This is a genomic window from Natrinema gari JCM 14663 (genome assembly GCF_000337175.1).
GTDB lineage: Archaea > Halobacteriota > Halobacteria > Halobacteriales > Natrialbaceae > Natrinema > Natrinema gari.
Map to the genome: position 1 here is coordinate 137,024 of NZ_AOIJ01000030.1, position 26,791 is coordinate 163,814.

Below are 26,791 nucleotides of genomic sequence, written 5' to 3' on the forward strand. Positions count from 1 at the left end.
TAATCGGTTCGAGGTCGTGTTACAGACGGACCCTTGTGGGGTCGAAGCGGGACGCCCTTTGCCTCTGCCAGCGCCGCGACGGAGTTACAGACGGACCCTTGTGGGGTCGAAGCGTCAAACAAGACGTTTGTCGTATGGCAAGGGGCCGAGTTACAGACGGACCCTTGTGGGGTCGAAGCGACGCTCCCGTCTGGATTGAGTAGGGTAAACTGGGTTACAGACGGACCCTTGTGGGGTCGAAGCGATATACGCCAGGCCATGAAGCGCCGCGAAGACCTGGTTACAGACGGACCCTTGTGGGGTCGAAGCGTCGTCCAGCGCCCAGGTGAGCTGGAAGAGAAGAGTTACAGACGGACCCTTGTGGGGTCGAAGCCCGTCGACGGCGGTATCGGTCGGCCTTCCGGGTCGGGTTACAGACGGACCCTTGTGGGGTCGAAGCAATTCCAGGCCGCCTTCGTCGCTCCCGGTCCCGGAGGTTACAGACGGACCCTTGTGGGGTCGAAGCGCCTGGACGGCATACGGAAAGTAAACCCATGAGAGTTACAGACGGACCCTTGTGGGGTCGAAGCTCTCGGAGAACGTCGACGGCGATTACGTCGTCGTCGTTACAGACGGACCCTTGTGGGGTCGAAGCTCATAATGCGGCTGGGGACTGTTCCCCAGGTCTATCGTTACAGACGGACCCTTGTGGGGTCGAAGCCGGTGAAACCTGGGGTCCCTGGACGGTTAAGCGGGTTACAGACGGACCCTTGTGGGGTCGAAGCTTCGGACCCGTCGAAGAACGGCGACGTCGGGTCGTCGTTACAGACGGACCCTTGTGGGGTCGAAGCCTTCCGAGCGGGGCCGGTGGCACGGCCGCGTTCGGGTTACAGACGGACCCTTGTGGGGTCGAAGCTGCTATCAGGCTGTGCATGGGGTTGTTAAAGATGCGTTACAGACGGACCCTTGTGGGGTCGAAGCGTTACTCTGCATCTCAGACATCGGCTCCCCGCAACGTGTTACAGACGGACCCTTGTGGGNCGGACCCTTGTGGGGTCGAAGCGTTACTCTGCATCTCAGACATCGGCTCCCCGCAACGTGTTACAGACGGACCCTTGTGGGGTCGAAGCACCTACGTCGATCCGGTGGACATCGACCCGATGGAGGGTTACAGACGGACCCTTGTGGGGTCGAAGCCTGGATACCGAGGCCGTATCGATCTTCTCCAGAAACGTTACAGACGGACCCTTGTGGGGTCGAAGCGAATCCTCGAGGATCGGCGGCCAGCTGGCCGAACACGGTTACAGACGGACCCTTGTGGGGTCGAAGCGTCGACCAGCGTCGCCGGCACGATCGCCCGAGCCGCGTTACAGACGGACCCTTGTGGGGTCGAAGCGCGCTGATCGTATCCCGGCAGATGGCGCTGGGCCCAGTTACAGACGGACCCTTGTGGGGTCGAAGCTGAGGCTACTAAACGGCGACGTGCTGCAGTACTGGTTACAGACGGACCCTTGTGGGGTCGAAGCACGAGCAGGATGACGAATAGACGAATGTCCAACTGGTTACAGACGGACCCTTGTGGGGTCGAAGCCTTTGTATGATTCGTGGGGTGAACGGTATGCGAGTTACAGACGGACCCTTGTGGGGTCGAAGCCTCCGCTTCGGTGAGCCCCACGGAGTCGGTGCTGGTTACAGACGGACCCTTGTGGGGTCGAAGCATTGATCCTGATGGTGATGAGCACTGTATTAGTGCTGTTACAGACGGACCCTTGTGGGGTCGAAGCAGCACGTACGATCCTGAAACAATGGCCCGGTATCTTGTTACAGACGGACCCTTGTGGGGTCGAAGCGTCGAGATGGCCGACGACGGCCCTCGGCGTCGCGTTACAGACGGACCCTTGTGGGGTCGNCAGACGGACCCTTGTGGGGTCGAAGCGTCGAGATGGCCGACGACGGCCCTCGGCGTCGCGTTACAGACGGACCCTTGTGGGGTCGAAGCCCGCTCGAGCAGACCGGCGTCGATGTCGTCTGGTACGGTTACAGACGGACCCTTGTGGGGTCGAAGCCAGGTACTGTCGAGCGTCGACGCGTCAGCGCCGGGTTACAGACGGACCCTTGTGGGGTCGAAGCCGACGAACGTGATGGTGGGGGCATCGATGTCGAGTTACAGACGGACCCTTGTGGGGTCGAAGCAAGAACACGAACCGCTCGACGGTCTTCGCGAAGGGTTACAGACGGACCCTTGTGGGGTCGAAGCACGCTGGGAGCGACGCCGTCCGCGTGACGGACTTCGAGTTACAGACGGACCCTTGTGGGGTCGAAGCGCGACAAGCTCGGCTCAAAAGAACCGGGCCCCGAGTTACAGACGGACCCTTGTGGGGTCGAAGCGATTCCGTGCCAGAGGCCTTCGCCGGGTGCGGCCCGGTTACAGACGGACCCTTGTGGGGTCGAAGCAGATCGATGCCAGCCGAGAACACCCTGACGGGTCGTGTTACAGACGGACCCTTGTGGGGTCGAAGCTAAATAGGAAACCCATACAATGTATGAGCACAGGGGTTACAGACGGACCCTTGTGGGGTCGAAGCGACCAAGGCGATAACATCGCGATCGAGGCCGACATGGTTACAGACGGACCCTTGTGGGGTCGAAGCGAGGCCTCGAGTGCGACCGATCTACTCGAGCACGTCGTTACAGACGGACCCTTGTGGGGTCGAAGCATCCAGCGCTGGGCGAACGACGTTGGCCTGATCGGGTTACAGACGGACCCTTGTGGGGTCGAAGCACTACGAGGAGTTTGGAACGACCGGGAACTACACCGTTACAGACGGACCCTTGTGGGGTCGAAGCTGCGCTATGAAGAAACAGGTGAGGAAAGCATATGAGGTTACAGACGGACCCTTGTGGGGTCGAAGCGAGTACGACATCGTCGGCGTCAACGGCTGGCCGAGTTACAGACGGACCCTTGTGGGGTCGAAGCATGCAGTACGCGCACGCTGCGCACACGTGTCCGGTGTGTTACAGACGGACCCTTGTGGGGTCGAAGCCTCGCCGTAGTACGTCTCGATCTCCTGTTTGATCCCGGTTACAGACGGACCCTTGTGGGGTCGAAGCGCAGTCGGATCTCCATGCCGAAGTCCTCGTCGCTGCCGTTACAGACGGACCCTTGTGGGGTCGAAGCCCTGTCGACGTCGACGGAGGTGAGTCCGCGTGACGGGTTACAGACGGACCCTTGTGGGGTCGAAGCGATACCGACCGCGATCGTGTCATTTGCATTGAGGTGGGTTACAGACGGACCCTTGTGGGGTCGAAGCGACCAGAGTGACTCGACGTCGTCGGATGACGACTCCGGTTACAGACGGACCCTTGTGGGGTCGAAGCGTCGAGATGGCCGACGACGGCCCTCGGCGTCGCGTTACAGACGGACCCTTGTGGGGTCGNCAGACGGACCCTTGTGGGGTCGAAGCGTCGAGATGGCCGACGACGGCCCTCGGCGTCGCGTTACAGACGGACCCTTGTGGGGTCGAAGCGGAGTCTGGTGCGTCGGGGCAACGAACGCGGTGGACGGTTACAGACGGACCCTTGTGGGGTCGAAGCGCCGAACGGCCAGTGATCGGTGGGATGTCGGCCCGTTACAGACGGACCCTTGTGGGGTCGAAGCGATGGCCTCGCGCCACTCGTCCTCGTCCCAATCGTGTTACAGACGGACCCTTGTGGGGTCGAAGCTAGTCGGTGCTATCGGAATCGGAGTGTATCGTAGTGTTACAGACGGACCCTTGTGGGGTCGAAGCCTGGGCTTCCTCGAGGAGTTCCTTTGCGCGTCGAACCAGCGTTACAGACGGACCCTTGTGGGGTCGAAGCTCTCGAGTGTTGTTGGTATCAACTCTGAACACATACTGTTACAGACGGACCCTTGTGGGGTCGAAGCCAACAGTACATGCGAATGGTATGGTGGCTAATCGAGGTTACAGACGGACCCTTGTGGGGTCGAAGCCAGTACGAAGGTCCCGACGGCCCGCCAGAAACGTGGTCCCGTTACAGACGGACCCTTGTGGGGTCGAAGCACGTGCGTCTCTTTAATCTGATGGACTGGGTCATCGGTTACAGACGGACCCTTGTGGGGTCGAAGCCACTCCGGCCAGAGGACCTCCTCGCGATCGTAGTCCTGGTTACAGACGGACCCTTGTGGGGTCGAAGCCGGGGATGCCTTTCGTGTAGTCGAGCCGATCCAAGTTACAGACGGACCCTTGTGGGGTCGAAGCAATGTCGTCACTCATCTCCATCACCGTCCTCGTCGTTACAGACGGACCCTTGTGGGGTCGAAGCTGCGACAACGTGCTCACCTCCGTTGCGGAGAGACTGAGTTACAGACGGACCCTTGTGGGGTCGAAGCCCTGATACAGCCCGTCCTCGGACTTTTCGCTATCGGTTACAGACGGACCCTTGTGGGGTCGAAGCGCTCTCATCGTGCTCGTCGCGAGCGGCCGGCTCGGGTTACAGACGGACCCTTGTGGGGTCGAAGCTCGGCCGACGGCTCGAGGCCGTCCTCGCCCTCGATGGTTACAGACGGACCCTTGTGGGGTCGAAGCAAATTCGGGCGGGAGGACCATACACTCGTGAGCCGGTTACAGACGGACCCTTGTGGGGTCGAAGCTTGCAACGTGGTGTTTACACCGTCCGGGCCGTCCGCGTTACAGACGGACCCTTGTGGGGTCGAAGCTCTTTGCGTGCTATGTCCGTGCCGTCATTAGTGCCCGTTACAGACGGACCCTTGTGGGGTCGAAGCACCTCTTGCACGCCGCTTTCCCGGTCCTTTGCCGCCGGTTACAGACGGACCCTTGTGGGGTCGAAGCCGTGGCGGCCCCTCGGTCGGCTCGAATCGGATGCGTTACAGACGGACCCTTGTGGGGTCGAAGCCCGCCCATAGCCCACCGCGAAAGGTGGTTTCTCCGGTTACAGACGGACCCTTGTGGGGTCGAAGCATCATTTCGATGGGGGTGCTGGTGATCGGCTGGCTCGTTACAGACGGACCCTTGTGGGGTCGAAGCAAGACACGGATTCGATCGCGTCGATGGAGTCGCGGAGTTACAGACGGACCCTTGTGGGGTCGAAGCAAGGACACCGGCGCGGACCGCAAACGCCACCTCGGTTACAGACGGACCCTTGTGGGGTCGAAGCCAAGCTCACGCAATGCGAACGGGTCATACACCGCCGGTTACAGACGGACCCTTGTGGGGTCGAAGCGTCGTCAGCGAGACGTAGAGCGTGGACAGCTGGTTACAGACGGACCCTTGTGGGGTCGAAGCTACTATAGTCGGACCGTCCGACCGCACCCGCCAACCGGTTACAGACGGACCCTTGTGGGGTCGAAGCATCGCTCGCCTGGATCGCCACGAGACAGATTCGCGTCGTTACAGACGGACCCTTGTGGGGTCGAAGCTCGCAGTACGGTCGGGGGCAGTCTCCTTCGTCGTAGTTACAGACGGACCCTTGTGGGGTCGAAGCGCGGGTCATGTGCCGATCACGCAGGTTTCCTGCTCGGTTACAGACGGACCCTTGTGGGGTCGAAGCTCCCGGAGGATACGACGCGCCTCCCGGTAGACCTCGTTACAGACGGACCCTTGTGGGGTCGAAGCTGGACGTGTCGTGAGACCTGGCCGCGCGAAGACATCCGTTACAGACGGACCCTTGTGGGGTCGAAGCAGCCGGCGGATTCGCGCCCTTGAACCTCACGAACTGTTACAGACGGACCCTTGTGGGGTCGAAGCACGCCGAGTTCCGCGACGTAACCGGCGCGAAGCTGGGTTACAGACGGACCCTTGTGGGGTCGAAGCGCCGAACTCGGTGAACTCGAAGATGATCGGTGGGATAGTTACAGACGGACCCTTGTGGGGTCGAAGCCACGGACGACGAGATTCGTGCGGTGATCGAGAGCGTTACAGACGGACCCTTGTGGGGTCGAAGCAAACTCAAGTGCTTTGCACCGACACGAACGCCGCATGTTACAGACGGACCCTTGTGGGGTCGAAGCAAACGCCAGCAGAAACGTACCGAACACCAGACAGCGAGTTACAGACGGACCCTTGTGGGGTCGAAGACTCTATAAGAAGGAAAATAGGAACAGATTTGCGGTCAACTCTACTCGTGCCGATCAATTGACGATCTCCACGACACCCGACCAACTTGGCCGGTCAGAGACGTTGGAATCTTTGATCTCTTCAGAACCTAATACGGCCATTTCAGTCGGTTGAAAAGACTGTTTAGCCGATGTAAGGGGAACAGTATCCGATACCAAAATCCGGTTTCGACTGATGTTTGGGTAAACCCCAAACAACTGTCGGTTCCATTGGAACCATCCCCGACTATTTCGACCCGGCTCAATAGATGATAAACCGCTGTTCATACACAAACTGGAGACGGCCGTTTCGCCCGGCGAAAAAAGACGGTTTAGCTGACAAAAGGGACGACAGCGTTCAACACCAAAGGAGATCTCGGCCGACATTCGGGAAGCCCCGCCCAACTACCAGTATCAGTGGGTTAGTCCCGACTACGTCGAGGAGTTCCTAATCGCCCTCCGTGATGGAAACGTTGGCCGGCACAGTCACACTCGTAACATCCAGACCGTCTACTTCGAATATTTCAGCCGGTCGAAGCGTTCTACACTTGGTTGAAGTGGCATACGGAGTATCCGCATGTCTACCACCTCGTCAGGATGGCGGCTATCGAAGGTGGTTATACCCGAGAAGTATGGAACCGAAAGCTCAAGCAGAACGACAAACGGTGACCTATGGTCGAAAACGACCGACAAACGCTTGCAGAAGCGTTCGACCGCGAGATAGATCCACTCGCCGAGTACGCCACCACGTTCGATGAAGTCGATATCGACGTTTTTGGCATGTTCCTCAAGGACGTACTGGAGTCGGAGAACCCGACTGAGTCGACTATCGACTCTTACGAACGCTCCATCAGGGAGTGGACGGAGTTCATGGAAGTGCAGGATCGCCATCCTGCTTGGCTAATGAGGACCACGTCAAACGGTTCGTCCGACGCGAATTGGACGAAAAGGGGAACACCCAACGAACGGCAAAAAAGAAGCTCTGGGAGTTGAACAAGATCTACAGGTACTGGCAGAACGGTGCCGAGTTCCCACATCCGATCGACTACAACCCGTTCCAGATAGCGAAAAAGAAGATGTTGCTATCTACAAAGCGAATTAAGGAGCCACCACGCATCTCCGTCGAGGAATTCAGGAACATCGTCGCCGATGTGAAACACGTTCGCGATCGGGCGTTCATCGTCACCCAGCTCAAGTTAGGGCTCCGGGCGTCAGAGATGGCGAACATCAAGATAAGCGAGATCAACCTCGTCAGCCAAGAGGTAGAGAACCACTACGAGGAGATGGGTACGTTGCCCTCCATCTCTTGGTTCGATAACGCCGTCTACATTCCGCACGACAGACAGGGTAATAAGTCTGAACGGCCCCGGGTACTGCCGATAGACGACGAACTGCGTCGCCTCTGGGTTCGGTATCTTCTGGTCCGTCCGGACAACGGCGAACCTTGGTTGTTCCTCAGCCACACGAACAACACGTAGATGGATGATGAAGGAATCAACAACGCCTGGAAACGTCATTTCCACCCCGAATACGAGGAAACCCCCCACATCATCGAGCCGTGACATCACACTACGGCAGTCATCGGTTTACGACTTACTGGCGCGTCGAGCAGGATCTCAACCGAGAGTTAATTAAGTACATGCGAGGCGATACGTCAGCAGGTGGTGTGACCGATCCCGCCGGTGGCATCGACCACTATATCCACAGTTACTATGAGGACATCGAACCGGTATATCGGGAACGTGTCTTCAAATTAGGAGTGTGACAAGGGCGTAACCTCCGAATCGGAACCGGTAATAGAGGAGCCTCGCCTCTTTGTTCAGATATCCGAAGTCTTATAGATTCAAGGAGTATCGTCGATGTCTACCAGCACGTCGTAGATCGATCGTTTCCCACGATTCACCGAGAACGTCGATACGGAAACCACTACGAAGGGCGGCACAGCCTCGCATTTCGAGAACGCATATACGGGACCGGTCTCTTAGGAGAGACATGAACGATAGGAGTTCCACAAGTGCGGGGTGGTTCGTGGACATCGATCCAGCGGATGTAGAAGCGGCTACAGAGGCTATTCGAGAGGAGACTGCTGAGGTACCTCGAAATTGGCCTGCCGAAGCCGTAGAGGCGGGTTTCGCGGACGACGAAGCCGACTATTACGCCAAACTCCGCGAGTCCACGGTCGAATCCACCCGCGAAGCTGTCAGAGAGCGAGAAGCGGCAGATGATCAACAGCTAAAACATAGTATTCGGGCCATGGACGACTGCAATCGGACAGCCAACGAACTCGCCGAGCGACTGGCGGAGTGGGCCGGGACCGTCGATCCAGACGCGGGAACCGGCGTCGAGTACGCCAGAGCACTCGCACGCGGGGAGGCCGACGACGACATCGCGGAGCCCGTGATCGGATCGCTCGCCGAACGCGTCGCCGACCTCGCCGACGAGGCCGACGACCTCCGGGAGTTCGTCGATCGCCAGACCCCGGCCGTCGCGCCGAACCTCTCGGCGCTGTCCGATCCGGTCCTCGCGGCGCGACTGATCGCGCTGGCCGGCGGCTTAGAGGAACTCGCGAAGAAACCGAGCGGCACGGTACAGGTATTGGGCGCGGAGGACGCCCTGTTCGCCCACCTGCGCGGGCACGCGCCCTCGCCCAAACACGGGATCATCTACACGCACGACGCCGTGCGGGGCACCCACCCCGAGAATCGCGGCTCGGCGGCGCGCGCAGTGGCCGGCAAACTCTCCATCGCCGCCCGCGTCGATCACTACTCCGGTGAGTTAAAGCCCGAACTCGAGGCGGAACTCGCCGAGCGGATCGAGACGATTCAGGCCCGGACGACGGACGAGGACGCCGGGACCGACGGAGGTGCCGCCGATGAGTGAGCAGCTTCCGGAAGGGGTCAAGCGCCGCGCGTTCGACGGGACCGACCGCCTCGCGACGCGAGGGGAGCCGGTCTACGGCGAGCCGACGGACGGGGCGTGGCGCGCGTGGAACCCACACCGATCCAAGCTCGGCGCGATGCTCGAGGTGGGCATGGACACCGGCCTCGAGGGCGGCGAGACCGTGCTCTATCTGGGGGCCGCGAGCGGGACGACGGTGAGCCACGTCGCCGATTTCGCGGGCCCGACCTACGCGGTCGAGTTCGCCGCGCGGCCGGTGCGGGATTTGCTCGAGACCGCGGACTCGCGCGAGCGGCTCTTTCCGCTCCTGAAAGACGCCCGGAAGCCGGCGACCTACGCCCACGTCGTCGAGTCGGACGTGGACGTGATCGTCCAGGACGTGGCGACGCGGGGGCAGGCGCGGGTCGCGCTCGAGAACCGGCAGTTCCTGGCCGACGACGGGCGGCTCTTACTGGCTGTGAAGGCGCGGAGTGAGGACGTGACACGGGAGCCCGCAGCTGTGTTCGAGGACGTTCGTGAGGAGTTAGCGGCGGGGTACGAGGTTTTGGAGGCGAAAAGACTCGAGGAGTATCATACGGATCACCTTGGGATCGTAGCGCGGCCGCGGTGAGTTATATTATGGGAGGTTGGTATTCACAACCATTTTCGATCAGTATAGTTGACCTGACCGCTCAGTCCAACTCGGGAGAGGGCAGTCGATAGCCAAATTGATCAACGAGAAACTTAGCCTCGGAGAGCTGGTTTTTCTCACGGGTTTCCTGCAGAAACGCAGTCGCCGGATCAGTGCCATGCCGACTGAACAACGCAACGTCAAGAAGCAACGTTGTCTCGATATCTATTGCACCATATAGCCACGCTCACCCTCCGTTGATCTTGATATCGGTTTCGTCGACAGCGGCCCGCGACGGCTTTGCCGTTGCGGGTCGTATTCGCTATCAACCAGGCAACGAATCCAGTTCCAGATCGCTCCGTAAGAGCGTTCGACGCCTAATCCCGCGAGAATCCTTGTTGTCTCCCGAAGCGAACAACCGGGCTGGTGGAGGCTGACGGCGAACGCCCTGACGGATGTCGCCGTCCGTTCATTCTCCCACTATTCTTCTAAATTCCCCTCATAGATCTCGCTGAGCAGGTCTACGGGCATCTTAATCATAATATTATCTGGCTCAAAGAGTTGAAAAGTGACAGAGTGGATGTTAGTCTTCCTCAGTCCGCTTCAACATTATTCAGTAGACCGTGTTTCTAATTCTCTCGCATCAAGTTCACTCCGAAGATACCGTTCACCGATCTCGGTGATCGTGTAGACGCCGTTTCCGATATTCTGAGTAAGGCCGTATTCCTCGAGTTTCATACATCGGTTATTAATATGTTGTCGTGAGAATGGAATCGGCCCCTCTTCTTTGATCTTCGTCGGAGATCGAGGGCCGTTCTCGGCCAAGAACTCGAGAATCCTATCATCAGCGAGAACCATCCAGTCGGCAGAAACCCGCATACTACTCCGATACCCTCACGCTATCAAATCCTCGTCGGAAAGCAACTCTGGAAGCTAGAGGGATTGGATGAAATCTATAGGCAATTATACCAACTTTGAGCAAATATAGTTTCTCGTGGAGTGATACACGGATGTGACTGTCGGAGTCCTCCGAAAGCAGTCCAGTGCTGTAGACACCGGGCTGCAATCAGCTCCCAAAACCACTACCGGAAGCCATGTCCGACGACGATTCGCGGGACCTTCAAAACCCCGCTCGAGCAGACGCATCACCCCCAACAAGCGACCGATCGGCGGCTGGCAGCACGACCTGGACCGGCCTCACTGCCCTCCAGCGCGACTGTCTCGAGGCGGTCGCCCGTTGCGAGCACACGGGCGACACCACGGACGAACGGGCGATTACGTACGCCCTCGAGTACGCCTACCCCTCCGTCGACTACGCCCAGCTCCACTCAACGCTGGCCATGCTCACCGCACACGAGTTGGTCACCAGCCGGCGGGTCGACGAAGGGACGAGCGAGTATACCCCCACCGACGCGGGACGGGCGCTGCTGGCACGGCGCGCCACCCAGCTCGCGGCCGCCTGCGGCGTCGCGATCGGCGACCGCTCCGCCGCGGAACTCGAAGCGATCGAGAACGCAGCCGTTCCACCGAAATGCGATCGGGACGGCTGACCGGGGCTCGAAGCGAGGACCCACTGCGCTGTCCCGACTGCGGCGCGGTAATCCCCGAACGCGACCCGCTGGTCGGCTGGTGGCTCTGTGATGACTGCATGCTCGCGGTCGCCGACGACGGTACGTGGATCACCTGAGACGATCGCTCGAGACGCACGAACCGGTGGGAAAAACGGACGGCGGTCGCTACGGCTCCGACCCGTTGTCCATCATATCGTCATCCCTGATATCGTCGTCCATCGTCTCGTTCATCCCATCCTCGAGCGTGATTAGCGCGTCGTCGATCACCGGCTCGCCGTCACTCGTGTAGGGGCCGTCGGCCTCGGGGAACTCGTACGTCTGGTTGTCGTTGGTGTCCTGATGGGGCATCGCGATCAACACCTGACTCTCCTCGAGGGACTCGTTGAACTCGACGGTCACGTTTTCGTGGTCGCCGGACGCTAAGTAGGTGGAGTTACCCAGGACGTCCCCGGGCTCGTACTCCTCGGACATGTTCGTGACGGTCTCGCTCTCGTCTGCCGTCATGTTGTCCGTTGCGTTTTCGTCGACGAGCGCGGCCGCGTGGATGGCGACGAAGCCGCCCTCGGGGAGCGTCGTGTTATTGACGACGACTGCCGACCCGTTCGACGTTTGATTCTCGAAGGTCACCGTGGCCGTTTCGTTCTCCGTCTCGTTGTCTTGGGCCGTGCTGGCGTCGATCGCGGCGAACGCGATGCTCGCCCCCGAGAGGAGGACGAGCGTCGCGATGACTGTGACGCCGACGGTTCTTGCACGCGGTAGCATAACCATCGCTGATACCGTTACAGTTCGACAAAAACCGGCGGTTTCGTTCGACCGTTTCAGGAGTAGAAACAGCCACATTCGACGGCACGGACGAGCGGGGTAAGAGAGCTATTCCGACCTCACGCAGTGGCGTAATAGCGTTCTGTTGGGGGCGTCTTGAGGGAGACACCGAACCCACAGTAGCGTTCGAAACGGTCCCGCGGTGTGGGGGTCCCGTCTCCTCGAGAGGGGTGGCTGACCTCGCGACAGCAGGGGGCACGGCGTCGGGACGCTCCGCCGGACGTGGGATGGCGGTCGAACACACGCAGCCCGTGGAATCCCGATTCGAGGGGGCCGACTGAATCGAGGAACACACTGATCGTGTAGCCGTCGTGCAAGCAGGTGTGCAGGACGTGCAATGGCGACGCTAGCTCAAGTACGTCTTTCACCCAGTAGAAGAGTTTTACAAACCCCACCTGTAGACGGAAGGAGATGATGTTCAATCGACGACGATTCCTCGCCGGGACCGCCCTCGCAACGATCGCATCGGCCGGCTGTCTACAGGCCGACGACGAGAGCGGGACCCGGACCGGAAACGGGAGCAGGAACGGTGACGACGATTCGGAACCGACGACCGCAGTTCCGGAAGACCCTCGCGTCGACGACCCGCCGTACGACATCGAGGAGCAACCGTCAGACCCCGAGGAGTGGAAGCAGCTGCTCCTCTGTGAGAACATGTCGGGGGACTCCGACCTCGAGTTCCAGACGGTGCCGGCTCCCCGGGCCGACCTGCTGCTCCGGACGGCCGAGACCGAGGCCGAGGCGTACGCCGTTCGCGCCCTCACGAGCGCGGCGGAGGTCCGCGAGGTGTTCGAACTCGGTGATGGCGGCAGTGACGGGGGGCCTGAAGAGCCCATCGACGCGATCGACTTCGAGGAGAGCGTCCTGCTCGTCGTCGAATCCGGCTTCGGTTCGGGCTCGGTCACCCATCACTGGAAGCGCGCTGAGGCGACCGACCGCGGTGTCCACCTCCACGGGTGTCATACGACGCCGTTCAAGCAGACGAACGACTTCATCGCGCGACACTCGGTGGTTCGCGTCGAACGCCCCGAGACCTTCGAACTCGCCCGCGTGAGCCTCACTGTCGGCGCGGAGCGACGCGTCCACTTCAACTCTACCGAAGGTGTGGTCACCGTCGACGCCGAGTAGCGATCCCGTTCGTCTCGAGGAGGGGTGACGCCCGGCCAAACTCGACGGTCATCGCGACGCGAGTCGGCGTTCCGATCGGCCGACGGCGGTGCGTCGTTCGGTTCCCGGCCGAACGCTCCGACTCCAAACCGTATTTACTGTCGGCGACGAAAGCAGGGCACGATGGAACGCGGGTCGCGGGAATCGTTTACGCGCATGGGGACGCTGGGGATCGAGGAGGAGTGTTTCGTCGTCGACGACGACGGCCGCCCCACCAGCGGGACCGACGAACTCGTCTACGAACACGACCCCCCCGAAATCCTCGCGGACCGCCTGGATCACGAACTGTTCAAGTTCGTCATCGAGACCCAGACGCCGTTGATCGAAACCCCGGCCGACGCCCGCGACTCGCTGCTCGAGATCCGGCGGGCGCTGGTCGAACACGCCGAGGCCCACGGCTATCGCATCGCCGCCGCCGGGCTCCACCCGCTCGCGAAGTGGCGCGAACTCGAGCACGCGGAGAAACCCCGCTATCGCTCACAACTCGACCGGATTCAGTACCCACAACACCGGAACACGACCGCGGGGGTCCACGTCCACGTCGGCGTCGACGATGCCGACAAGGCGGTCTGGATCGCCAACGAACTGCGGTGGTACGTCCCGATCATGCTCGCCCTTTCGGCGAACTCGCCGTACTGGAACGGGTTCGACACCGGGCTCCAGTCCGCCCGCGCCAAGATCTTCGAAGCGCTTCCCAACACCGGCATGCCGACCCACTTCGAGGACTTCGAGGCGTTCGACCGGTTCGAACGCCGGATGCTCGAGACCGAGTCGATCAGCGATCGCGGCGAACTCTGGTACGACGTGCGGCCCCACACCGCCCACGGCACCGTCGAGATCCGCACGCCCGACGGCCAGGCCGATCCCGACGTCGTGATGGCCTTCGTCGAGTACGCCCACGCGCTGGTCGAGGCTCTGGCCGAGGAGTACGAGGACGGCGCGAGCGGCCACCAGCACCGCCGGGAACTGCTCGACGAGAACAAGTGGCGAGCGATCCGGTACGGCCAGTCGGCGTCCGTTATCGACCGCGATCTCGAGTCGACTGTCGATCTGGGTGAACTCGTCGATCGGGAGTGTGAACGGCTCGGAATCGACGGGATCAAGCGCGTCTACGAGTCCGAGAGCGGCGCGGACCGGCAGCGCCGGTTGCTCGAAGAATCGGGGCCGGACGCGCTCTGTGAGTCGCTCATGGTGCAGACTCACTGAGTCCGTGCCGGTCGCGCAGGACTTCGGATAATACCCGCAGCGCCGTTCGGTGCGACGCGCGGATACGATACGGTCGCGATCCGGGATCGGATCGTCTCGATTCGGATTTCGGGGAGTCGTCTATCGCGGTCTCGGTTAGTCGTCCGTCGTACTCACGGACTCTTCGGCGAGGCCAACCGGTGTGTCGGTCCAGACGCCGCCCGTGAGATCGATCGCGTCGTTCCACTTTGCGACTACCGTAGTCACTGCTAGGTCACCGGCGATGTTGTTCATCGTCCGAAGGCGGTCGAGCAGCGGATCGATGCCCGCGATCATCCCGATGACCTCGAGCGGGAGGCCGACCTGTGTCAACACCGCGGTCATCATGACGAGGCTTGCGCTGGGAACGCCCGCGGTGCCGATACTCGCGAGGAGTGCGGTAAGCAGGATGGCGAACTGCTCGGCGAGCGTCAGGGAGACACCGGCCATGTTCGCGGCGAAAACCGCGACGATGCCGAGGTACATCGATGTGCCGTCCATATTGATGGTCGCACCTAGCGGCAGTGAGAAGCCGTACACACGCTCTTCGATGCGGAGGTTCTCGTCGGCGTCCGACATCGTGATGGGAAGCGTCGCGGTCGAGGACCGGATGCTGAGCGCTGTGATGAGCGCCTCCTTGATACCACGCAGGAAGGCCACCGGCGACGCGCCGACCGCCCCGCGGATGAGCAAGAGGAGGTAGACGAGGGTGATCTGGAGAGCGATCGCGACCGCGAGAGTCAGCGAGAGGGTGAAGTAGGCGCGGATCGCTTTCACGCCGACCTCCCCGAACAACGACGCCATGAGCGCGAACACACCGATGACGCCGAACTCCATAATCCCCCAGACGATTTTGAACATGACCTCCGCACCGGCGTCGACGGCGTCGAAGATGGTCTCAATGCCGTTCCGGACCGCTGAATCCGGTTCGGCTTCCGCTCGGACGATCGTCATCCCGAGGCCGAAGATGAGGGTGAAAAAGATGACCGCGAGGATGTTCCCCTCGGCTATCGCGGCGAACGGGTTCTCGGGGACGATACTGAATATCTGGTCCACGAGCGACGGCGTCTGTTCGGTCTGGACATCCGTCTGGGTGATGGTCATCCCTGTGCCGGGATCGATGAGATTGCTCACGCCCAGCCCCATCGCGATAGCGACGGCCGTCGTGGCGATATACAGGACTACGACCTGTCCGCCGACCTTCCCCAGATTCTTCGGGGAGAGTTCCCGCGTCGCCATCAGCAACGTAAAGATGATGATGGGGACGATGATCATCTCGAGTAATCGAACGAATAGATCACCGACCGGCTGCAGCGACGTTGCCGGCTGACCGACTACCAGCCCAACGAGAGCACCGAGAACGAACGCGACCGCGATTCGGTGAACGATCGGAACTGCTCGGTATTGTTTCCATGCTGACATAAATGATCTAGCCTGATCTTCAATATAAAATTTTGGAATCAAGTGATAATTCTTCCGGGTTAGGAATCGGCACCAGCCGCGGTGGGACTCCCGCCGTACACAATCCGAGCCGATCGATAGTCCGATCGAGTCGCCCACCACCGGCAGAGACTGCGTTGAAACCGTTCCGCCTGGCTTGTTCGATGGTCTCCGAACACCGCCGCGTCGGCCCCGCAAAGGTTTAACTCCGCTCGAGGCCTCGTCCTGTACGAGTAGACACATGAGTTCCGACGACACCGACGAGGGTCCGATCGACGGCGCGAACGATCGAGACGAATCGCTCGAGGGAGCGGACGAGTTCGCCGAGCGCGACGGGGACGCCGGTGGTCGCAGCCCGCCCGTCGAGGAGCTCGATCAGCGGATCGTCGACCTGCTCTCGTGGATCCTCGACACGGAGACCCGCGCAAAGATTTACGTGTATCTCTTGGCGACCCCCGGCAGCACCTCCGAGGAGGTCGCGAAGGGAACCGGCCTCTATCCGAGCACCGTCCGTGAGGCGCTCGCGGAACTCCACGAGGAAGAGCGGGTCACCCGAGAGAAGCGGGCCAACGAGGGGGCCGGGAACAACCCCTACGAGTACACGGCGATCCAGCCAAGCGACCTCGTCGGCGGCGTCGTCGATCAGGTCCAACAGGAGCTGAACACCATCTTCACGCTCGATCGGGTCATCGACCGCGAGGCCGAACGCGAGTCGCGAACCGGACTCGAGGACGACATCGAACCCGTCACGATCACCGTCGACGACACGGCTCCGACGGCGGACACCGACGCCGACTCGAGCGCCGATGACACCGATGTCATCGAATTCGAGGACGACACGCGGCTCGATGCCGGCGACGAGGCGGCCGCGGACGGCGACGAGAACGAGAACGACGACCCGGGCACGCACACGGGCGAGGAGTAAAACGGACAGCCGCGCCCGTCGCCCCCTCGTCACTCCTCGAGTTCGAGGATGGCGTGTCGCTCGAGTTCCAGGTCGTGGTCGACCGCGCTGACGGTCGTCGTCGGCCAGCGGTCCATCGCCGTCAGCACCTCGATGTCGTCTTCGGTGACCAGCGCCGTGTCTTCGCTTTTCGCCCCCTGGACCGTCGGATTCCATGCGTAGGCCATCGGTGTGTCGACCGGCGCGCCGTGGCCCGGCGTGGCGATCCACTCCCGGCCCGCGAACCCGGCGGCACCGCCCTGATGATGGCGTTCCCACTCGCCCTCGTAGCCGACCGCGTCGTATGCGTCCTGAATCGCCGCAAAAACGTCGCCGGCGGTCCCGACGCTTTCGGCCCCGCTGTCCCCGTTTCCGGCTGCCGCTTGCGTCGCGGCCAGTGCCGTCGCCTCGACGCGAGCCGCGGCCTCGTGTCGCGATGCCAGCCATGCGGGTGGATCGAAGGCGACGGTACGGGTACAACTCGCGTGAAGGCCGGCCCGCTCGGCGGTTACGGAGACGAGCGCGTAGTCGCCGAGTTCGGCCTCAGTCGGCGTATAGTGGCGATACTGCTGGACCCGTTCCGACCCGCCGACGAGCACGACCGGTGCCTCGATCCCGCGAGCGGAGAGTGCGATCCGCAGCGCCGAGGCGGCCTCGTGTTCGGTGTCGCCGGTCTGCAGTTCCCGACAGACGGACTCGACGGCGGCTGCCGTCTGCGCACCGAGCTCGCGGTACCGCTCGCGGTCGCGTTCGGTCAACGGCTGGCGCAACGGCGTCGGGTCGACGGACTCGAAGCTGGGGATGTCGATATCGGCCGCGGCTCGCTCGTCGGTCCCGACGAAATCGGCGACGGCGTCGGCCAGCGACGACGCGTACCACGGGAACCGCTCCACGGAAACCGCGTCCGCGTCGAGGTCGGGAAGTTCCTCCGCGACGATGCGGTCGGCTTCGATGGTGTCCGTCACCACGGTTAGGCCGTCGCCGTCGTAGCCGACCGCGGCGACTCCGTGATCGCTCTCGCGGTCGACAACGCTGTTTCCACCGGTGAGCCACGCAAACGAGTTCGGCCGGGCGAACCAGACCGAATCGAGGTCGTGAGACTCGAGGTAAGCCTCGAGTCGTTCGCGTTTGTCCATGTCAGATGGTGGCGAGGGCGGGTCTTGAAAGCGGCGAACGCCGAGCCGTCGAGCGGTGTGACTATCGACGGCCCCGACCGTCGTCGGAGTCGGGTCGCGACCGTACGGTGTCCCTACTCGCACTCATGTCGACCCTGTCCGTCACCGGGTGGCCGAACGACCGTCACTCATGCACGTCGTTCTCCCCGTGGCTTCGAACGATGACGAACTGCCCGTCGATCGTCTCCAGCGGTTTGGTGGTTCGCAGCGGTATCGCACGGCACTGTTGCCGTGAGACGGGTGACTGTGGGATCGCGTTGCCGCGACCCCCTCGAGACGGGATCGGTTTCGGCGGCTCCCGACGACCCGTTTCGATGCCCATCGCACGGATAAATACGCTCTTTCCCAGCGAAATACAGCTGTAGGCGAAAGTGAACGTTGGACGCGGAAACGATACCCCGATACTTAGCGTCGATTCGTGGAAGGTCGGGTCGGGTCGTACCCATCCATGACTGATGACAATTCAAACCGCTTCGGCCTCGGTCGGCGACCGGTCCTCGGTGGCCTCGCCGGAGCAGTGGCGACCGGTGCTGTCGGAACCGCGGCGGCCAGTCGTCAACAGCACGACGGCTCGACCGCTGACACGATACAGGACGACTCGGCGGCCGGACCGCCCGACGCAGTCCCCAACGAGTTCGAGAACGACTTCGAAATCATCAATTACGCGCTCACCCTGGAATACCTGGAAGCGGAGTTCTACACGCGTGGCATTCAAAACATCGACGACGCAGCCCTCGAACAGCAGTTCGAGGGGTGGGGCCCGATCCAGGAGCGGGTCGCGGATCGACTCCGCGTCGTTCGGGATCACGAACGCACCCACGTGGAAGTCCTTGAACAGTCACTCGAGACGCTGGGCGGCGACCCCATCGAGCGGCCGACGTTCGACTTCGGTACGGCCGTCCAGGAGTCGGCGGAGTTCATCGCCACCGCCGCCACGCTCGAGGACATCGGCGTCTCGGCGTACGCGGGTGCAGCACCGTTTCTCGACATGGCCGAACTCGTTCCTCCGGCGCTCAGTATCCACAGCGTCGAGGCGCGACACGCGTCGTTCCTGCGGGAGTTGAACGGCGAGAGCGGGTTTCCGATGGCCTTCGACCAGCCCCGTTCCCGCTCGGAGGTTCTCGAGTTGGCGGGTGATTTCATCGTCGAGTAGCCGACGGACTCGGCGTGCGGTATTTTTTCGCTCGTCACTCGAGCGCCGGTCGCGGCCCGTCGCCGGCGACGGATATGCAACTCCCACGGCACTGCATCACTCGGTCAACCTAAGTACGGCCCGTCCTAACCTCCGACAGAACGCCCGTGTCGTACGACAATCACACGCCAAACTCGAGGTTACGGTCGTTGATCGATCGGTTCGGCTTTCCGCACCTGCTGAGCGCGACGCTCGTCCTCGTCGCGGCGACGATCCTGCTCGGTATCGCGGCGAAGGCGACGGGTTCAGGGTTGGCCTGCGAGGCCAACTGGCCCCAGTGCGACGCCGGGCCGTACAACCTGTTGCCGGGGAGCTTGCCGAGTTTCTACGAGTGGTTCCACCGCTTCGTGGCGATGTTCGCCGGGTTCGCCATCATCGGCTCCGCGGTCGCGGCCTGGCGACTGCCCGACGTCGACCGGCGCATCGCTGGACTGGTCGCCCTGGGGATGGTGCTGACGCCGGTACAGGTCGCACTCGGTCGGGAAACCGTCAAGCAATACACGATAGATATCCTCTCGCTGCACTTCTGGACGGCGGTGACGATCTTCACGCTGTTCCTCGTCGCCACCGTCCTGGTCTGGACACCGCGGCTGACGGGGACGCACGTTACCGGCGCGCTCGTGCTCGGAACCGTGGCCCTCCCCGCACACGTCGTTCTCAGTCCGGTCGTTGGGTCCGAGATATCGACGTACTCACCGACGATGCAGATGACACAATACGGTGTGACGCTCACGCTGTTGGGTGCGGCCATCGTCGCGGCGATGGTCGGTCGCCGCCGCTTTACCGGCCGCGCCATCGCACCGCTGCTTGCGGCACCGCCGCTCGTGATCGCCGTGCTCTTTTTCGGCCGCCAGGCGGTCAACCCGGCGCTCGAGGGACCGTACCTCGTGACCGCGGTTGCGCTGCTCGTCACGTTCGTCGCCGGCATCGTGCTCACTCGCGGTGACGACGCTTCGAGCGGGACGGCGGACGCGCGCTCGCGGTAGCGCCGAGCCGTTGCGGCCGAGACTCAACTGAGAGCGACGACGAGAGCGGCCCCGGCGAGGACGGCACTGAGTCCGAGACCGAACAGACCGTAGTTGGCAACCGGGTTCGCCGCCGTGGTGATCCCGACGGAGTAGCGACGGCGCGAGAGCGGCCAGAACGGACGAACACCCATCGGCGTCAGCGCGTCGACGAGGAGGTGTGATCCGATGGAGACGAAGCCGACGAGGAACGCGAGGGAAACGAATCCGAGATCGGCAAACGCGGACGAGGCGTCGACGAGAACGGCGGCCAACGCGGCGAGGGCGACACCGACGAGCAGTGCGAACGGAACCGTGTGAGTCGGGCCGCGATGGTCGATCAGCGGCAGTCGGTGATCCCAGTCGGGAAGCGTCGACAGGCCGACACAGACGAGGCCGCCGACGATCGCGACCTCGGCGAACCCTGCGAGTGCAACGACGGTGCCGATCGGAGCGTACACCAGGAGTGCACCACCGTAGTGCCCCTCCTGATACATACACAACACGTTCTTAGAGGTGAAATATAAACCCACCGTCACCCGTCCGACCGGCCACCCGAACGACAGGCGTGTGGCCCTTGCCGGCGGTCGGCCGCTATCGTGGCGGTTTTGACCGCGGGTCCCCTCCGGTCGCGCGTGCAAAACGTCACCGACAGGACGAGCAATCCGTTCGGACTCCGACCGCCGTTCGACCGCTCCGACCCTGGCGACCAGGCGGCCGTCTTCGGCTACGGTGACGCCAACGCCGATTTCCACGTTATCGGCGACCATCCCGGCATCCACGGCGGCGAAACCACTGGCGTTCCGTTCACCGAAACCGAAGCCGGGCGCGCCGTCCAAAGCGTCGTCCGCGATGTCGGCTTCGCGAGCGGGCCGCGGGACGCGCCCGTCTTCGAGAACTGCGTTTTGAGCTACGTGCACATGTGTGCGCTCCCGGCGGGACGGACACCGACCGATGCGGAGTACGCCGACCTCGAGCGGTTCTTCGACGCCGAACTCCGGGCGATCAACGCCCACGTTCTACTGCCGGTCGGCGCTCACGCGACCGATCACGTCCTCCGGACGTACACGACGCAACGTCGCCGATTCGACCTCGATATGGCGTCGCTGCACGCCCGGGACATCCGCGGTCGGGGCTTCATGGTCGTCCCGATCCGGGAGCCGGCCGCGTGGGCCGACGGCGATCGCGAGACTATCGTCTCGACGCTCGAGGACCTGCTCGCGAGCGATTACCGCCAGACGAAAGGCGTCGCGACGACGGTCGGCTGACCGGACGGCGTGTTACTCTTCTTTCGGTGCGAAGACGACCAGCGCCGTACTGTCGTCGACCGCGTAGGGCGAGACGTCCTGATCCCCGTCGAACTGGACGGCATCACCCGACTCGGGGTCGTAGACCTCGTCGCCGAGCGTGAGTTCGATCGCGCCGCTGCGGACGTACAAGACGACGTTCGACTCCGGATGGCGGTGTTTCGGGACGCGCTCGTCCGCCGAGAGCCGTAAGCGGACCGTTCGCGGGCTGTGATCCGCGAATACCTCGGCATGCGGTGCGTCCTCGAGCCGATCGATGGATGTGATGTCGGGCATACGAAAACGGAGACGGGTCGTGGGCTTGTACCTACGGACGAACGGGTTCGGACCGCGGACGATCGGCCGTGTCGGACCGGGTCCCGACCGATCGCAACTGTCACCGTCGCTAACGTATACGTCGATCGAGCCGAAACATTCGACCGAACCGATGACTCCGACCCGGAGACGACTGCTTAGAGGCAGCGCCAGTGCACTGATCGTCGGGCTGGCCGGGTGTGCTGCGATCCCATCGGGCCCGGACTCCACGGACGACACGCCGTCGCCCGTGGGTGACGGTACGTACACGTCGGTCTACGAGGACGCGATCGATTCCGTCGTCATGATTCGGACGGGACAGGGACAGGGAACCGGATTCGTCGTCGACGATGCACACGTCGTGACGAACGCCCACGTCGTCGGTCGGTCAACCGCGGTCGACGTGCGGTTCACCGACGGACGGTGGCGTTCGGGATCGGTCGTCGGAACCGACCCGCACAGCGACCTGGCCGCAGTCGCGGTCGACACCGTCCCATCGGCCGCGACGCCGCTGCCGTTCGTCGACGACCAGCCCAGCGTCGGCCGGGAAGTGGTCGCGATCGGAAACCCGTTTAACCTCGAGGGAACGGTGACGACGGGGATCGTCAGCGGCACCGATCGGTCGATTCCGGCACCGACCGGCTACAGCATCCCCGACGCGATCCAGACCGACGCCGCCGTCAATCCGGGCAACAGCGGCGGCCCGTTGATGACGCTGGGGGGACGCGTCGCGGCGGTCATCAACTCCGGCGGCGGAGACAACATCGCATTCGGCATCTCCGCGGCACTGACCGAACGCGTCGTCCCCCAACTCGTCGAGGCCGGCGAGTACGATCACGCCTACGCGGGCGTCTCCGTCACTGCCGCGACGCCCGGCATCGCGGCGGCCAACGGCCTCGGGGATTCGCGCGGCCTGCTCGTAGTCGAGGTCGCCGACGGAGCCCCCGCAGAGGGGATCCTCGAGCCGAGTACCCGCACGCGCTATTACGACGGCGAGCGGGTCCCGGTCGGCGGTGACGTCCTCCTCGCCGTCGACGGAACGGAACTGACGACCAAGGAGGACCTGGGCAGCTATCTCGCGCTCGAGACGCGACCCGGCGACACGGTCGAGTTGACGATCTCCCGGTCGGGCTCCGAACTGACCGTCCCGATCGAACTCGGAACGCGACCGCTGCGTCGCGGACCGTACCGATAGACGGCGTCGGCGGTCGCTGCGAAATCGTCCATCCATGTCTGTCGCTAGCTATGGTCAGACACGAACTCGGTTAAGTAGTACTGGAGAACATGTTCTCGGTACTTCCCGACCCGTAAGAACCGGCTCGCCCCGTTATACGTCGGCTGTTCTTAGGATCGGTTGTCATGAGTGATCGAATCGGCGCACCCGGACTGGGGCTATCGCGACGCGAATTCGTTGCTGCGACCGGCGGGGCGGCGGCACTGACCGGGCTGGCGGGCTGTACGGGTCAAGGGGCACAACAGGACCCACAGCCCGAGGAGTCGTCCGAGGGGGCGTCGGACGCATCGGAGCCCACACTCCCGTGGACGAGTTCGCCGGAGGTCGTCCAGGTCGACGAGCAGGGCGGGAGCGTGACGCTGCAGTCGGTGTCGGCCCAACACGCCGTCCATCCGATGGACTCGATGGGCGGGCCGGTGGAACTGCCGCGAGTCTGGGCGTTCAAGGCCGACGACGGCGACCCCAGCGTCCCCGGTCCGATCCTCCGGACGACCGAGGGCAACGATATCGAGGTAACGCTCGACAACACGGGCAACGATCACCCCCACACGCTGCACTTCCACGGGGCACAGAAGACCTGGGAGAACGACGGCGTCCCCACGACGACGGGGATCACGGTCAATCCCGGCGAGAAACACACCTACACCATTCCGGCGAACGTCCCGGGGACGCACCTCTACCACTGCCACTACCAGACCCATCGCCACATCGACATGGGGATGTACGGACTCTTCCGCGTCGATCCGAAGGGGTACGAGCCCGCGGACAAGGAATACTTCTTCACGCTGAAGGACTGGGATTCCCGCGTGAACCGTCAGATAGTGGGCGAGGATGTCGACTACAGTCCCCGCAACCGCAACCCCGACGTGTTCACGATCAACGGCAAGAGCCTCCCGCGGACGCTCCACCCCGAGGAGGGCTCGCCGATCATCGTCGACCACGGCGACACCGTCCGCCTCCACATGGTCAACGCGGGCTATATGTCCCACCCGATGCACACCCACAACCACCGCTTCCGTCTGGTCGAGAAAGACGGCGGTCAGCTCCCCGAGGCGGCCCAGTACGAACAGGACATCACGAATATCGCGCCCGCGGAACGTCACACCGTCGAGTTTGAGGCCAACGCCGACCCTGGTATCTACCTCATGCACTGCCACAAGGTCAACCACGCGATGAACGGGGACGTCTACCCCGGTGGCATGGTCAACGGCATCGTCTACCGCGACGCGATGGACACCGATGTCTTCGCCGATCTCATGTCGTACGCCGGCTACGAGGGATAGACACCCCCGTCCCGGCGATCACGCTCGAGGGCGTGGTCGTTCGCTCCGCTGCTGTGACACATCGTGAACAGATAACAAGTACGTAATCAAAAACGAGTTATTCATGGGTCGAGATAGGTCGCCTATGAAGCTCGCGACAATTGGCGTTGGAAACGCCGGCAGCAAGATTATCGACCGGATGCTCGAGTTCGAAGACAAAACCGGTCGCTCCCTCTGTCGGCACGTTCTGGTGATCAACTCCGCCAGGACCGACCTCGCCAAACCGGACTACGTACCCGAAGACAGGCGAATTCTGATCGGCGACACTCACAAGAAGGCGAAAGGACACGGCGTCGGCGGCGACGTGGAGGTCGGCGCGGAGGTCGCCAAACACGACATCGACGAGATCCGGCGGGCGTTCGACGACGTGGAAATCCACGAAGTAGACGCCATCATCGTCGCGGCGGGGCTGGGCGGCGGGACCGGGAGCGGTGCGGGCCCGGTCGTGATCGAAGAACTCCAGAAGATGTACGACGAGCCGGTCTACGGGCTCGGGATTCTCCCCGGCGAGTACGAGGGCGGACGCCCCGCGTTGAACGCCGCGCGATCGCTGCAATCGTTCGTCCAGAAAGTCGACAACTTCATCGCCTTCGACAATGATGCCTGGCGTTCCCGCGGGCAGACCATCGAAGAAGGCTACGAGCAGATGAACCGGGAGCTCGCCGTCCGTATCGTGACGCTGCTCGCCGCCGGGGAGATCGACGAGACGGACGTCGCGGAGAACGCGATGGACTCGAGCGACATCATGCGGACGCTCGACACCGACGGCGTTTCCTCGATCGGCTACGCCTCGACGACCATCAGTGGCGACACCGACGACGGGCTGTTGAACAGGTTCCGCGAGGACGAAACGCCGGTCGGGGACGCCACCGACGCCGCGAAAATCAAGGGACTCGTTCGGCGCGCCGTCAACTCCCGGCTGACGATCCCCTGTGAAGTCACCAGTGCGGACCGGGCGCTGATCATCCTCTCGGGACCCTCGGAGTTGATCTCCCGAAAGGGAATCGAGAGCGCCCGACAGTGGCTCGAGAACGAGGCCGACACCGTCGATATCCTCGCCGGCGACGATCCACGGCCCAACGCGTCCGAACTCTCAGCCGTGGTCTTGCTCTCGAACGTGACCGAGACGCCACGTGTCGACGAGATCCAGCGCCAGGCCGTCGACGCACAGGACAAGATCGCGGAACTCGAGGCCGCCCGCGAAGAGGAGATTAACGAGCTGATCACCGACGAGAACGACGAACTCGACCCGGTCGTGTAACACGGCGAGGATACCATGTCAAGGAACATTTACCAATGAAGCTCGCTCTCATCGGCGTTGGTCACGCCGGCTCACGGATCGTCGACCGAGCGCTCGAGCGGGAGTTAGAGACCGGCCGGGACCTCTGTAACGGGAACGTCCTCGTCTTCGATACTGCGGCGGACGCCTTCGGCGACATCACCCACGTTCCGTCGGAGTGTCAGGTACGCTTCGGGGACATCCATCCGGACGTTGACGCCGACGGCGTCGGGGGCGATCCGGACCTCGGTGTCACGGTCGCCCGCGAGGACGTTCAGGAACTTCGCCGCGCGTTCGATGCCGTCGATTTCAACACCATCGACGGCTTGTTGCTCGTCGCGGGGCTCGGCGGCGGCACTGGTGGCGGCGCGGGTGCAGTACTGCTCGAGGAGTTGCAGGAGATCTGTGATAAGCCAATCTACGCGCTCGGTGTGTTGCCGGAGGCTGACGAGCCCGAACGCTGTGCGCTCACCGCGTCCCGGGCGCTCCAGTCGTTCGTCGGGATCGCCGACAACGTGATCTGCTTCGACAACGACGCGTGGCGGTCGACGGTTTCGTACACCGACACGGCGGAGTCCGAGTCCGACCGGCCCTACGACGAACTCGACCGCACCGTGGTCTCGCACGTCCTGACGGCGTTCGGAGCCAGCGAGTCGGCAGCGATGACGACGGCCGCCGAGAACCGGATCGACGCCAGCGACATCACACGAACGCTCGAGACGGGCGGCGTCTCCTCGATCGGCCGGGCGACCCTCGAACTCGACCGGTCCGACGACGGCCTCTCCTGGCTCCCGTCGTGGCTTCCGCTCCCGTCGTGGCTCGAGGGGGACGCCATCGACGGCCCGGCCGACGCCGCCGAGGTCAAACGACTCGTTCGCCGGGCGATCGACTCACAGCTCACGCTCCCCTGTGCGGTCGACAGCACGTACCGCGTGCTGGTCGTCCTCTCCGGACCGCCGACGGCGGTCTCCCGAAAGGGGTTCGAGAGCGCCCGCTACTGGCTCGAGCAAGAAACGGGGACCGTCGAGGTCCTCGCCGGTGACGAACCCCGTCCCGACTCCGCGACGCTCACGGCGACGGTGTTGCTCTCGACCGTCACGGACGTCCCCAGAATCGACGCCCTTCAGGAGCGCGGTCGCACGGCCATGGAGGCGGTCGACGAGTCCGAGGCCGGCGAAACCGAATTCGTCTGGTGACCGCACACGAGCCGCGTCGCCG

At 62.9% G+C, this 26,791-nt stretch carries 22 protein-coding genes, 1 pseudogene and 1 CRISPR repeat array (1 of these 24 only partly in view); of the genes and pseudogenes, 16 read left to right on the forward strand and 7 right to left on the reverse strand.

Features of this window, described 5'->3' with window-relative positions:
* Nucleotides 1–6,074: direct repeats of the CRISPR family, unit length 30 nt; unit sequence GTTACAGACGGACCCTTGTGGGGTCGAAGC (it extends 1,560 nt beyond the left edge of the window).
* A 689-nt stretch (nucleotides 6,075–6,763) separates the two neighbouring features.
* The 4 genes from C486_RS21990 (at nucleotide 6,764) to C486_RS01620 (ending at nucleotide 9,599) form a co-directional block, all read left to right on the forward strand.
* Complete coding sequence (locus C486_RS21990; RefSeq protein ID WP_206536959.1) at nucleotides 6,764–7,084, forward strand: hypothetical protein; 321 nt, start codon at nucleotides 6,764–6,766, stop codon at nucleotides 7,082–7,084.
* Nucleotides 7,081–7,569 carry a tyrosine-type recombinase/integrase gene (locus C486_RS21995; RefSeq protein ID WP_206536960.1) on the forward strand — a complete coding sequence of 163 codons (489 nt, stop codon included), beginning with the start codon at nucleotides 7,081–7,083 and terminating at the stop codon, nucleotides 7,567–7,569. Before C486_RS21990 ends, C486_RS21995 begins: the two co-directional genes overlap by 4 nt.
* 514 nt (nucleotides 7,570–8,083) lie before the next feature.
* Entirely contained in the window at nucleotides 8,084–8,971 is an 888-nt protein-coding gene (locus C486_RS01615; RefSeq protein ID WP_049910018.1) for an NOP5/NOP56 family protein, read from the forward strand.
* Nucleotides 8,964–9,599, forward strand: coding sequence for a fibrillarin-like rRNA/tRNA 2'-O-methyltransferase (locus C486_RS01620; protein WP_008452295.1), 636 nt, complete (start codon nucleotides 8,964–8,966; stop codon nucleotides 9,597–9,599). The genes C486_RS01615 and C486_RS01620 overlap by 8 nt, the downstream gene beginning before the upstream one ends.
* A gap of 29 nt (nucleotides 9,600–9,628) precedes the next feature.
* On the opposite strand, the pseudogene C486_RS19795 reads toward C486_RS01620, so the two are convergent.
* Nucleotides 9,629–10,130 (reverse strand): annotated as a pseudogene (locus C486_RS19795) (IS6 family transposase); the annotation flags it as partial.
* A 78-nt stretch (nucleotides 10,131–10,208) separates the two neighbouring features.
* Nucleotides 10,209–10,478: a PhiH1 repressor gene (locus C486_RS01625; RefSeq protein ID WP_014863272.1), complete on the reverse strand. Its 270-nt coding sequence runs from the start codon at nucleotides 10,476–10,478 to the stop codon at nucleotides 10,209–10,211.
* A 215-nt stretch (nucleotides 10,479–10,693) separates the two neighbouring features.
* Here C486_RS01625 and C486_RS22105 point away from each other — a divergent pair, with 215 nt between their 5' ends.
* Together C486_RS22105 and C486_RS21480 are read left to right on the forward strand one after the other, a co-directional pair.
* Nucleotides 10,694–11,149: a hypothetical protein gene (locus C486_RS22105; RefSeq protein WP_008452301.1), complete on the forward strand. Its 456-nt coding sequence runs from the start codon at nucleotides 10,694–10,696 to the stop codon at nucleotides 11,147–11,149.
* Nucleotides 11,131–11,286 (forward strand): hypothetical protein, encoded by a 156-nt coding sequence (locus C486_RS21480; RefSeq protein WP_008452303.1) that lies wholly within the window; start codon nucleotides 11,131–11,133, stop codon nucleotides 11,284–11,286. The genes C486_RS22105 and C486_RS21480 overlap by 19 nt, the downstream gene beginning before the upstream one ends.
* Nucleotides 11,287–11,335: 49 nt before the next feature.
* Here C486_RS21480 and C486_RS01635 read toward each other — a convergent pair whose 3' ends face one another.
* Nucleotides 11,336–11,938 carry a DUF7282 domain-containing protein gene (locus C486_RS01635; protein WP_008452304.1) on the reverse strand — a complete coding sequence of 201 codons (603 nt, stop codon included), beginning with the start codon at nucleotides 11,936–11,938 and terminating at the stop codon, nucleotides 11,336–11,338.
* 465 nt (nucleotides 11,939–12,403) lie between these two features.
* Here C486_RS01635 and C486_RS01640 point away from each other — a divergent pair, with 465 nt between their 5' ends.
* Nucleotides 12,404–13,120, forward strand: a complete 717-nt coding sequence (locus C486_RS01640; protein ID WP_008452306.1) for a hypothetical protein — start codon at nucleotides 12,404–12,406, stop codon at nucleotides 13,118–13,120.
* A 162-nt stretch (nucleotides 13,121–13,282) separates the two neighbouring features.
* The gene (locus tag C486_RS01645) at nucleotides 13,283–14,365 is read left to right on the forward strand and encodes a glutamate--cysteine ligase (protein ID WP_008452310.1); all 1,083 of its coding nucleotides are present in this window, start codon (nucleotides 13,283–13,285) and stop codon (nucleotides 14,363–14,365) included.
* A gap of 135 nt (nucleotides 14,366–14,500) precedes the next feature.
* On the opposite strand, the gene C486_RS01650 is transcribed toward C486_RS01645, so the two are convergent.
* Nucleotides 14,501–15,805, reverse strand: a complete 1,305-nt coding sequence (locus C486_RS01650) for a dicarboxylate/amino acid:cation symporter (protein ID WP_008452311.1) — start codon at nucleotides 15,803–15,805, stop codon at nucleotides 14,501–14,503.
* 259 nt (nucleotides 15,806–16,064) lie between these two features.
* On the opposite strand from C486_RS01650, the gene C486_RS01655 reads away from it, so the two are divergent.
* Nucleotides 16,065–16,748 (forward strand): helix-turn-helix domain-containing protein, encoded by a 684-nt coding sequence (locus C486_RS01655; RefSeq protein ID WP_008452313.1) that lies wholly within the window; start codon nucleotides 16,065–16,067, stop codon nucleotides 16,746–16,748.
* Between the two features lie 29 nt (nucleotides 16,749–16,777).
* Here the strand turns inward: C486_RS01655 and C486_RS01660 are convergent, their stop codons facing one another.
* Nucleotides 16,778–17,902, reverse strand: a complete 1,125-nt coding sequence (locus C486_RS01660) for a M24 family metallopeptidase (protein WP_008452315.1) — start codon at nucleotides 17,900–17,902, stop codon at nucleotides 16,778–16,780.
* 487 nt (nucleotides 17,903–18,389) lie between these two features.
* Here C486_RS01660 and C486_RS01670 point away from each other — a divergent pair, with 487 nt between their 5' ends.
* Both C486_RS01670 and C486_RS01675 read left to right on the forward strand, forming a co-directional pair.
* Nucleotides 18,390–19,094 carry a ferritin-like domain-containing protein gene (locus C486_RS01670; protein WP_008452320.1) on the forward strand — a complete coding sequence of 235 codons (705 nt, stop codon included), beginning with the start codon at nucleotides 18,390–18,392 and terminating at the stop codon, nucleotides 19,092–19,094.
* Between the two features lie 146 nt (nucleotides 19,095–19,240).
* Nucleotides 19,241–20,119, forward strand: a complete 879-nt coding sequence (locus C486_RS01675) for a cytochrome oxidase assembly protein (protein WP_049910020.1) — start codon at nucleotides 19,241–19,243, stop codon at nucleotides 20,117–20,119.
* 23 nt (nucleotides 20,120–20,142) lie between these two features.
* On the opposite strand, the gene C486_RS01680 is transcribed toward C486_RS01675, so the two are convergent.
* Nucleotides 20,143–20,634, reverse strand: coding sequence for a metal-dependent hydrolase (locus tag C486_RS01680; protein ID WP_008452324.1), 492 nt, complete (start codon nucleotides 20,632–20,634; stop codon nucleotides 20,143–20,145).
* Nucleotides 20,635–20,772: 138 nt separating this feature from the next.
* Between C486_RS01680 and C486_RS01685 the strand changes: the two genes are divergently transcribed.
* A complete protein-coding gene (locus C486_RS01685; protein WP_008452326.1) occupies nucleotides 20,773–21,405 on the forward strand; it encodes a uracil-DNA glycosylase family protein in 633 nt (210 codons plus the stop codon).
* A gap of 12 nt (nucleotides 21,406–21,417) precedes the next feature.
* Here the strand turns inward: C486_RS01685 and C486_RS01690 are convergent, their stop codons facing one another.
* Entirely contained in the window at nucleotides 21,418–21,720 is a 303-nt protein-coding gene (locus tag C486_RS01690) for a cupin domain-containing protein (RefSeq protein ID WP_008452329.1), read from the reverse strand.
* 151 nt (nucleotides 21,721–21,871) lie between these two features.
* Here C486_RS01690 and C486_RS01695 point away from each other — a divergent pair, with 151 nt between their 5' ends.
* The 4 genes from C486_RS01695 (at nucleotide 21,872) to C486_RS01710 (ending at nucleotide 26,769) form a co-directional block, all read left to right on the forward strand.
* On the forward strand, nucleotides 21,872–22,933 hold the full coding sequence (locus C486_RS01695; RefSeq protein WP_049910040.1) for a S1C family serine protease: 1,062 nt from the start codon (nucleotides 21,872–21,874) through the stop codon (nucleotides 22,931–22,933).
* Between the two features lie 164 nt (nucleotides 22,934–23,097).
* Nucleotides 23,098–24,255 (forward strand): multicopper oxidase domain-containing protein, encoded by a 1,158-nt coding sequence (locus tag C486_RS01700; protein WP_008452332.1) that lies wholly within the window; start codon nucleotides 23,098–23,100, stop codon nucleotides 24,253–24,255.
* Between the two features lie 124 nt (nucleotides 24,256–24,379).
* Complete coding sequence (locus tag C486_RS01705) at nucleotides 24,380–25,555, forward strand: tubulin/FtsZ family protein (RefSeq protein WP_008452334.1); 1,176 nt, start codon at nucleotides 24,380–24,382, stop codon at nucleotides 25,553–25,555.
* A 35-nt stretch (nucleotides 25,556–25,590) separates the two neighbouring features.
* Nucleotides 25,591–26,769: a tubulin/FtsZ family protein gene (locus C486_RS01710; protein ID WP_008452336.1), complete on the forward strand. Its 1,179-nt coding sequence runs from the start codon at nucleotides 25,591–25,593 to the stop codon at nucleotides 26,767–26,769.
* The last annotated feature ends 22 nt before the right edge of the window (nucleotides 26,770–26,791 follow it).

Coding starts and splice junctions, on each gene's coding strand:
- C486_RS01645 (WP_008452310.1), top strand. CDS start 13,283: ATGGAACGCGGGTCGCGGGAATCGTTTACGCGCATGGGGACGCTGGGG.
- C486_RS21990 (WP_206536959.1), top strand. CDS start 6,764: ATGGTCGAAAACGACCGACAAACGCTTGCAGAAGCGTTCGACCGCGAG.
- C486_RS01695 (WP_049910040.1), top strand. CDS start 21,872: ATGACTCCGACCCGGAGACGACTGCTTAGAGGCAGCGCCAGTGCACTG.
- C486_RS01660 (WP_008452315.1), bottom strand. CDS start 17,902: ATGGACAAACGCGAACGACTCGAGGCTTACCTCGAGTCTCACGACCTC.
- C486_RS01705 (WP_008452334.1), top strand. CDS start 24,380: ATGAAGCTCGCGACAATTGGCGTTGGAAACGCCGGCAGCAAGATTATC.
- C486_RS01680 (WP_008452324.1), bottom strand. CDS start 20,634: ATGTATCAGGAGGGGCACTACGGTGGTGCACTCCTGGTGTACGCTCCG.
- C486_RS01640 (WP_008452306.1), top strand. CDS start 12,404: ATGATGTTCAATCGACGACGATTCCTCGCCGGGACCGCCCTCGCAACG.
- C486_RS01690 (WP_008452329.1), bottom strand. CDS start 21,720: ATGCCCGACATCACATCCATCGATCGGCTCGAGGACGCACCGCATGCC.
- C486_RS01625 (WP_014863272.1), bottom strand. CDS start 10,478: ATGCGGGTTTCTGCCGACTGGATGGTTCTCGCTGATGATAGGATTCTC.
- C486_RS01650 (WP_008452311.1), bottom strand. CDS start 15,805: ATGTCAGCATGGAAACAATACCGAGCAGTTCCGATCGTTCACCGAATC.
- C486_RS01670 (WP_008452320.1), top strand. CDS start 18,390: ATGACTGATGACAATTCAAACCGCTTCGGCCTCGGTCGGCGACCGGTC.
- C486_RS01635 (WP_008452304.1), bottom strand. CDS start 11,938: ATGGTTATGCTACCGCGTGCAAGAACCGTCGGCGTCACAGTCATCGCG.
- C486_RS01620 (WP_008452295.1), top strand. CDS start 8,964: ATGAGTGAGCAGCTTCCGGAAGGGGTCAAGCGCCGCGCGTTCGACGGG.
- C486_RS21480 (WP_008452303.1), top strand. CDS start 11,131: ATGCGATCGGGACGGCTGACCGGGGCTCGAAGCGAGGACCCACTGCGC.
- C486_RS01655 (WP_008452313.1), top strand. CDS start 16,065: ATGAGTTCCGACGACACCGACGAGGGTCCGATCGACGGCGCGAACGAT.
- C486_RS22105 (WP_008452301.1), top strand. CDS start 10,694: ATGTCCGACGACGATTCGCGGGACCTTCAAAACCCCGCTCGAGCAGAC.
- C486_RS01615 (WP_049910018.1), top strand. CDS start 8,084: ATGAACGATAGGAGTTCCACAAGTGCGGGGTGGTTCGTGGACATCGAT.
- C486_RS01710 (WP_008452336.1), top strand. CDS start 25,591: ATGAAGCTCGCTCTCATCGGCGTTGGTCACGCCGGCTCACGGATCGTC.
- C486_RS01700 (WP_008452332.1), top strand. CDS start 23,098: ATGAGTGATCGAATCGGCGCACCCGGACTGGGGCTATCGCGACGCGAA.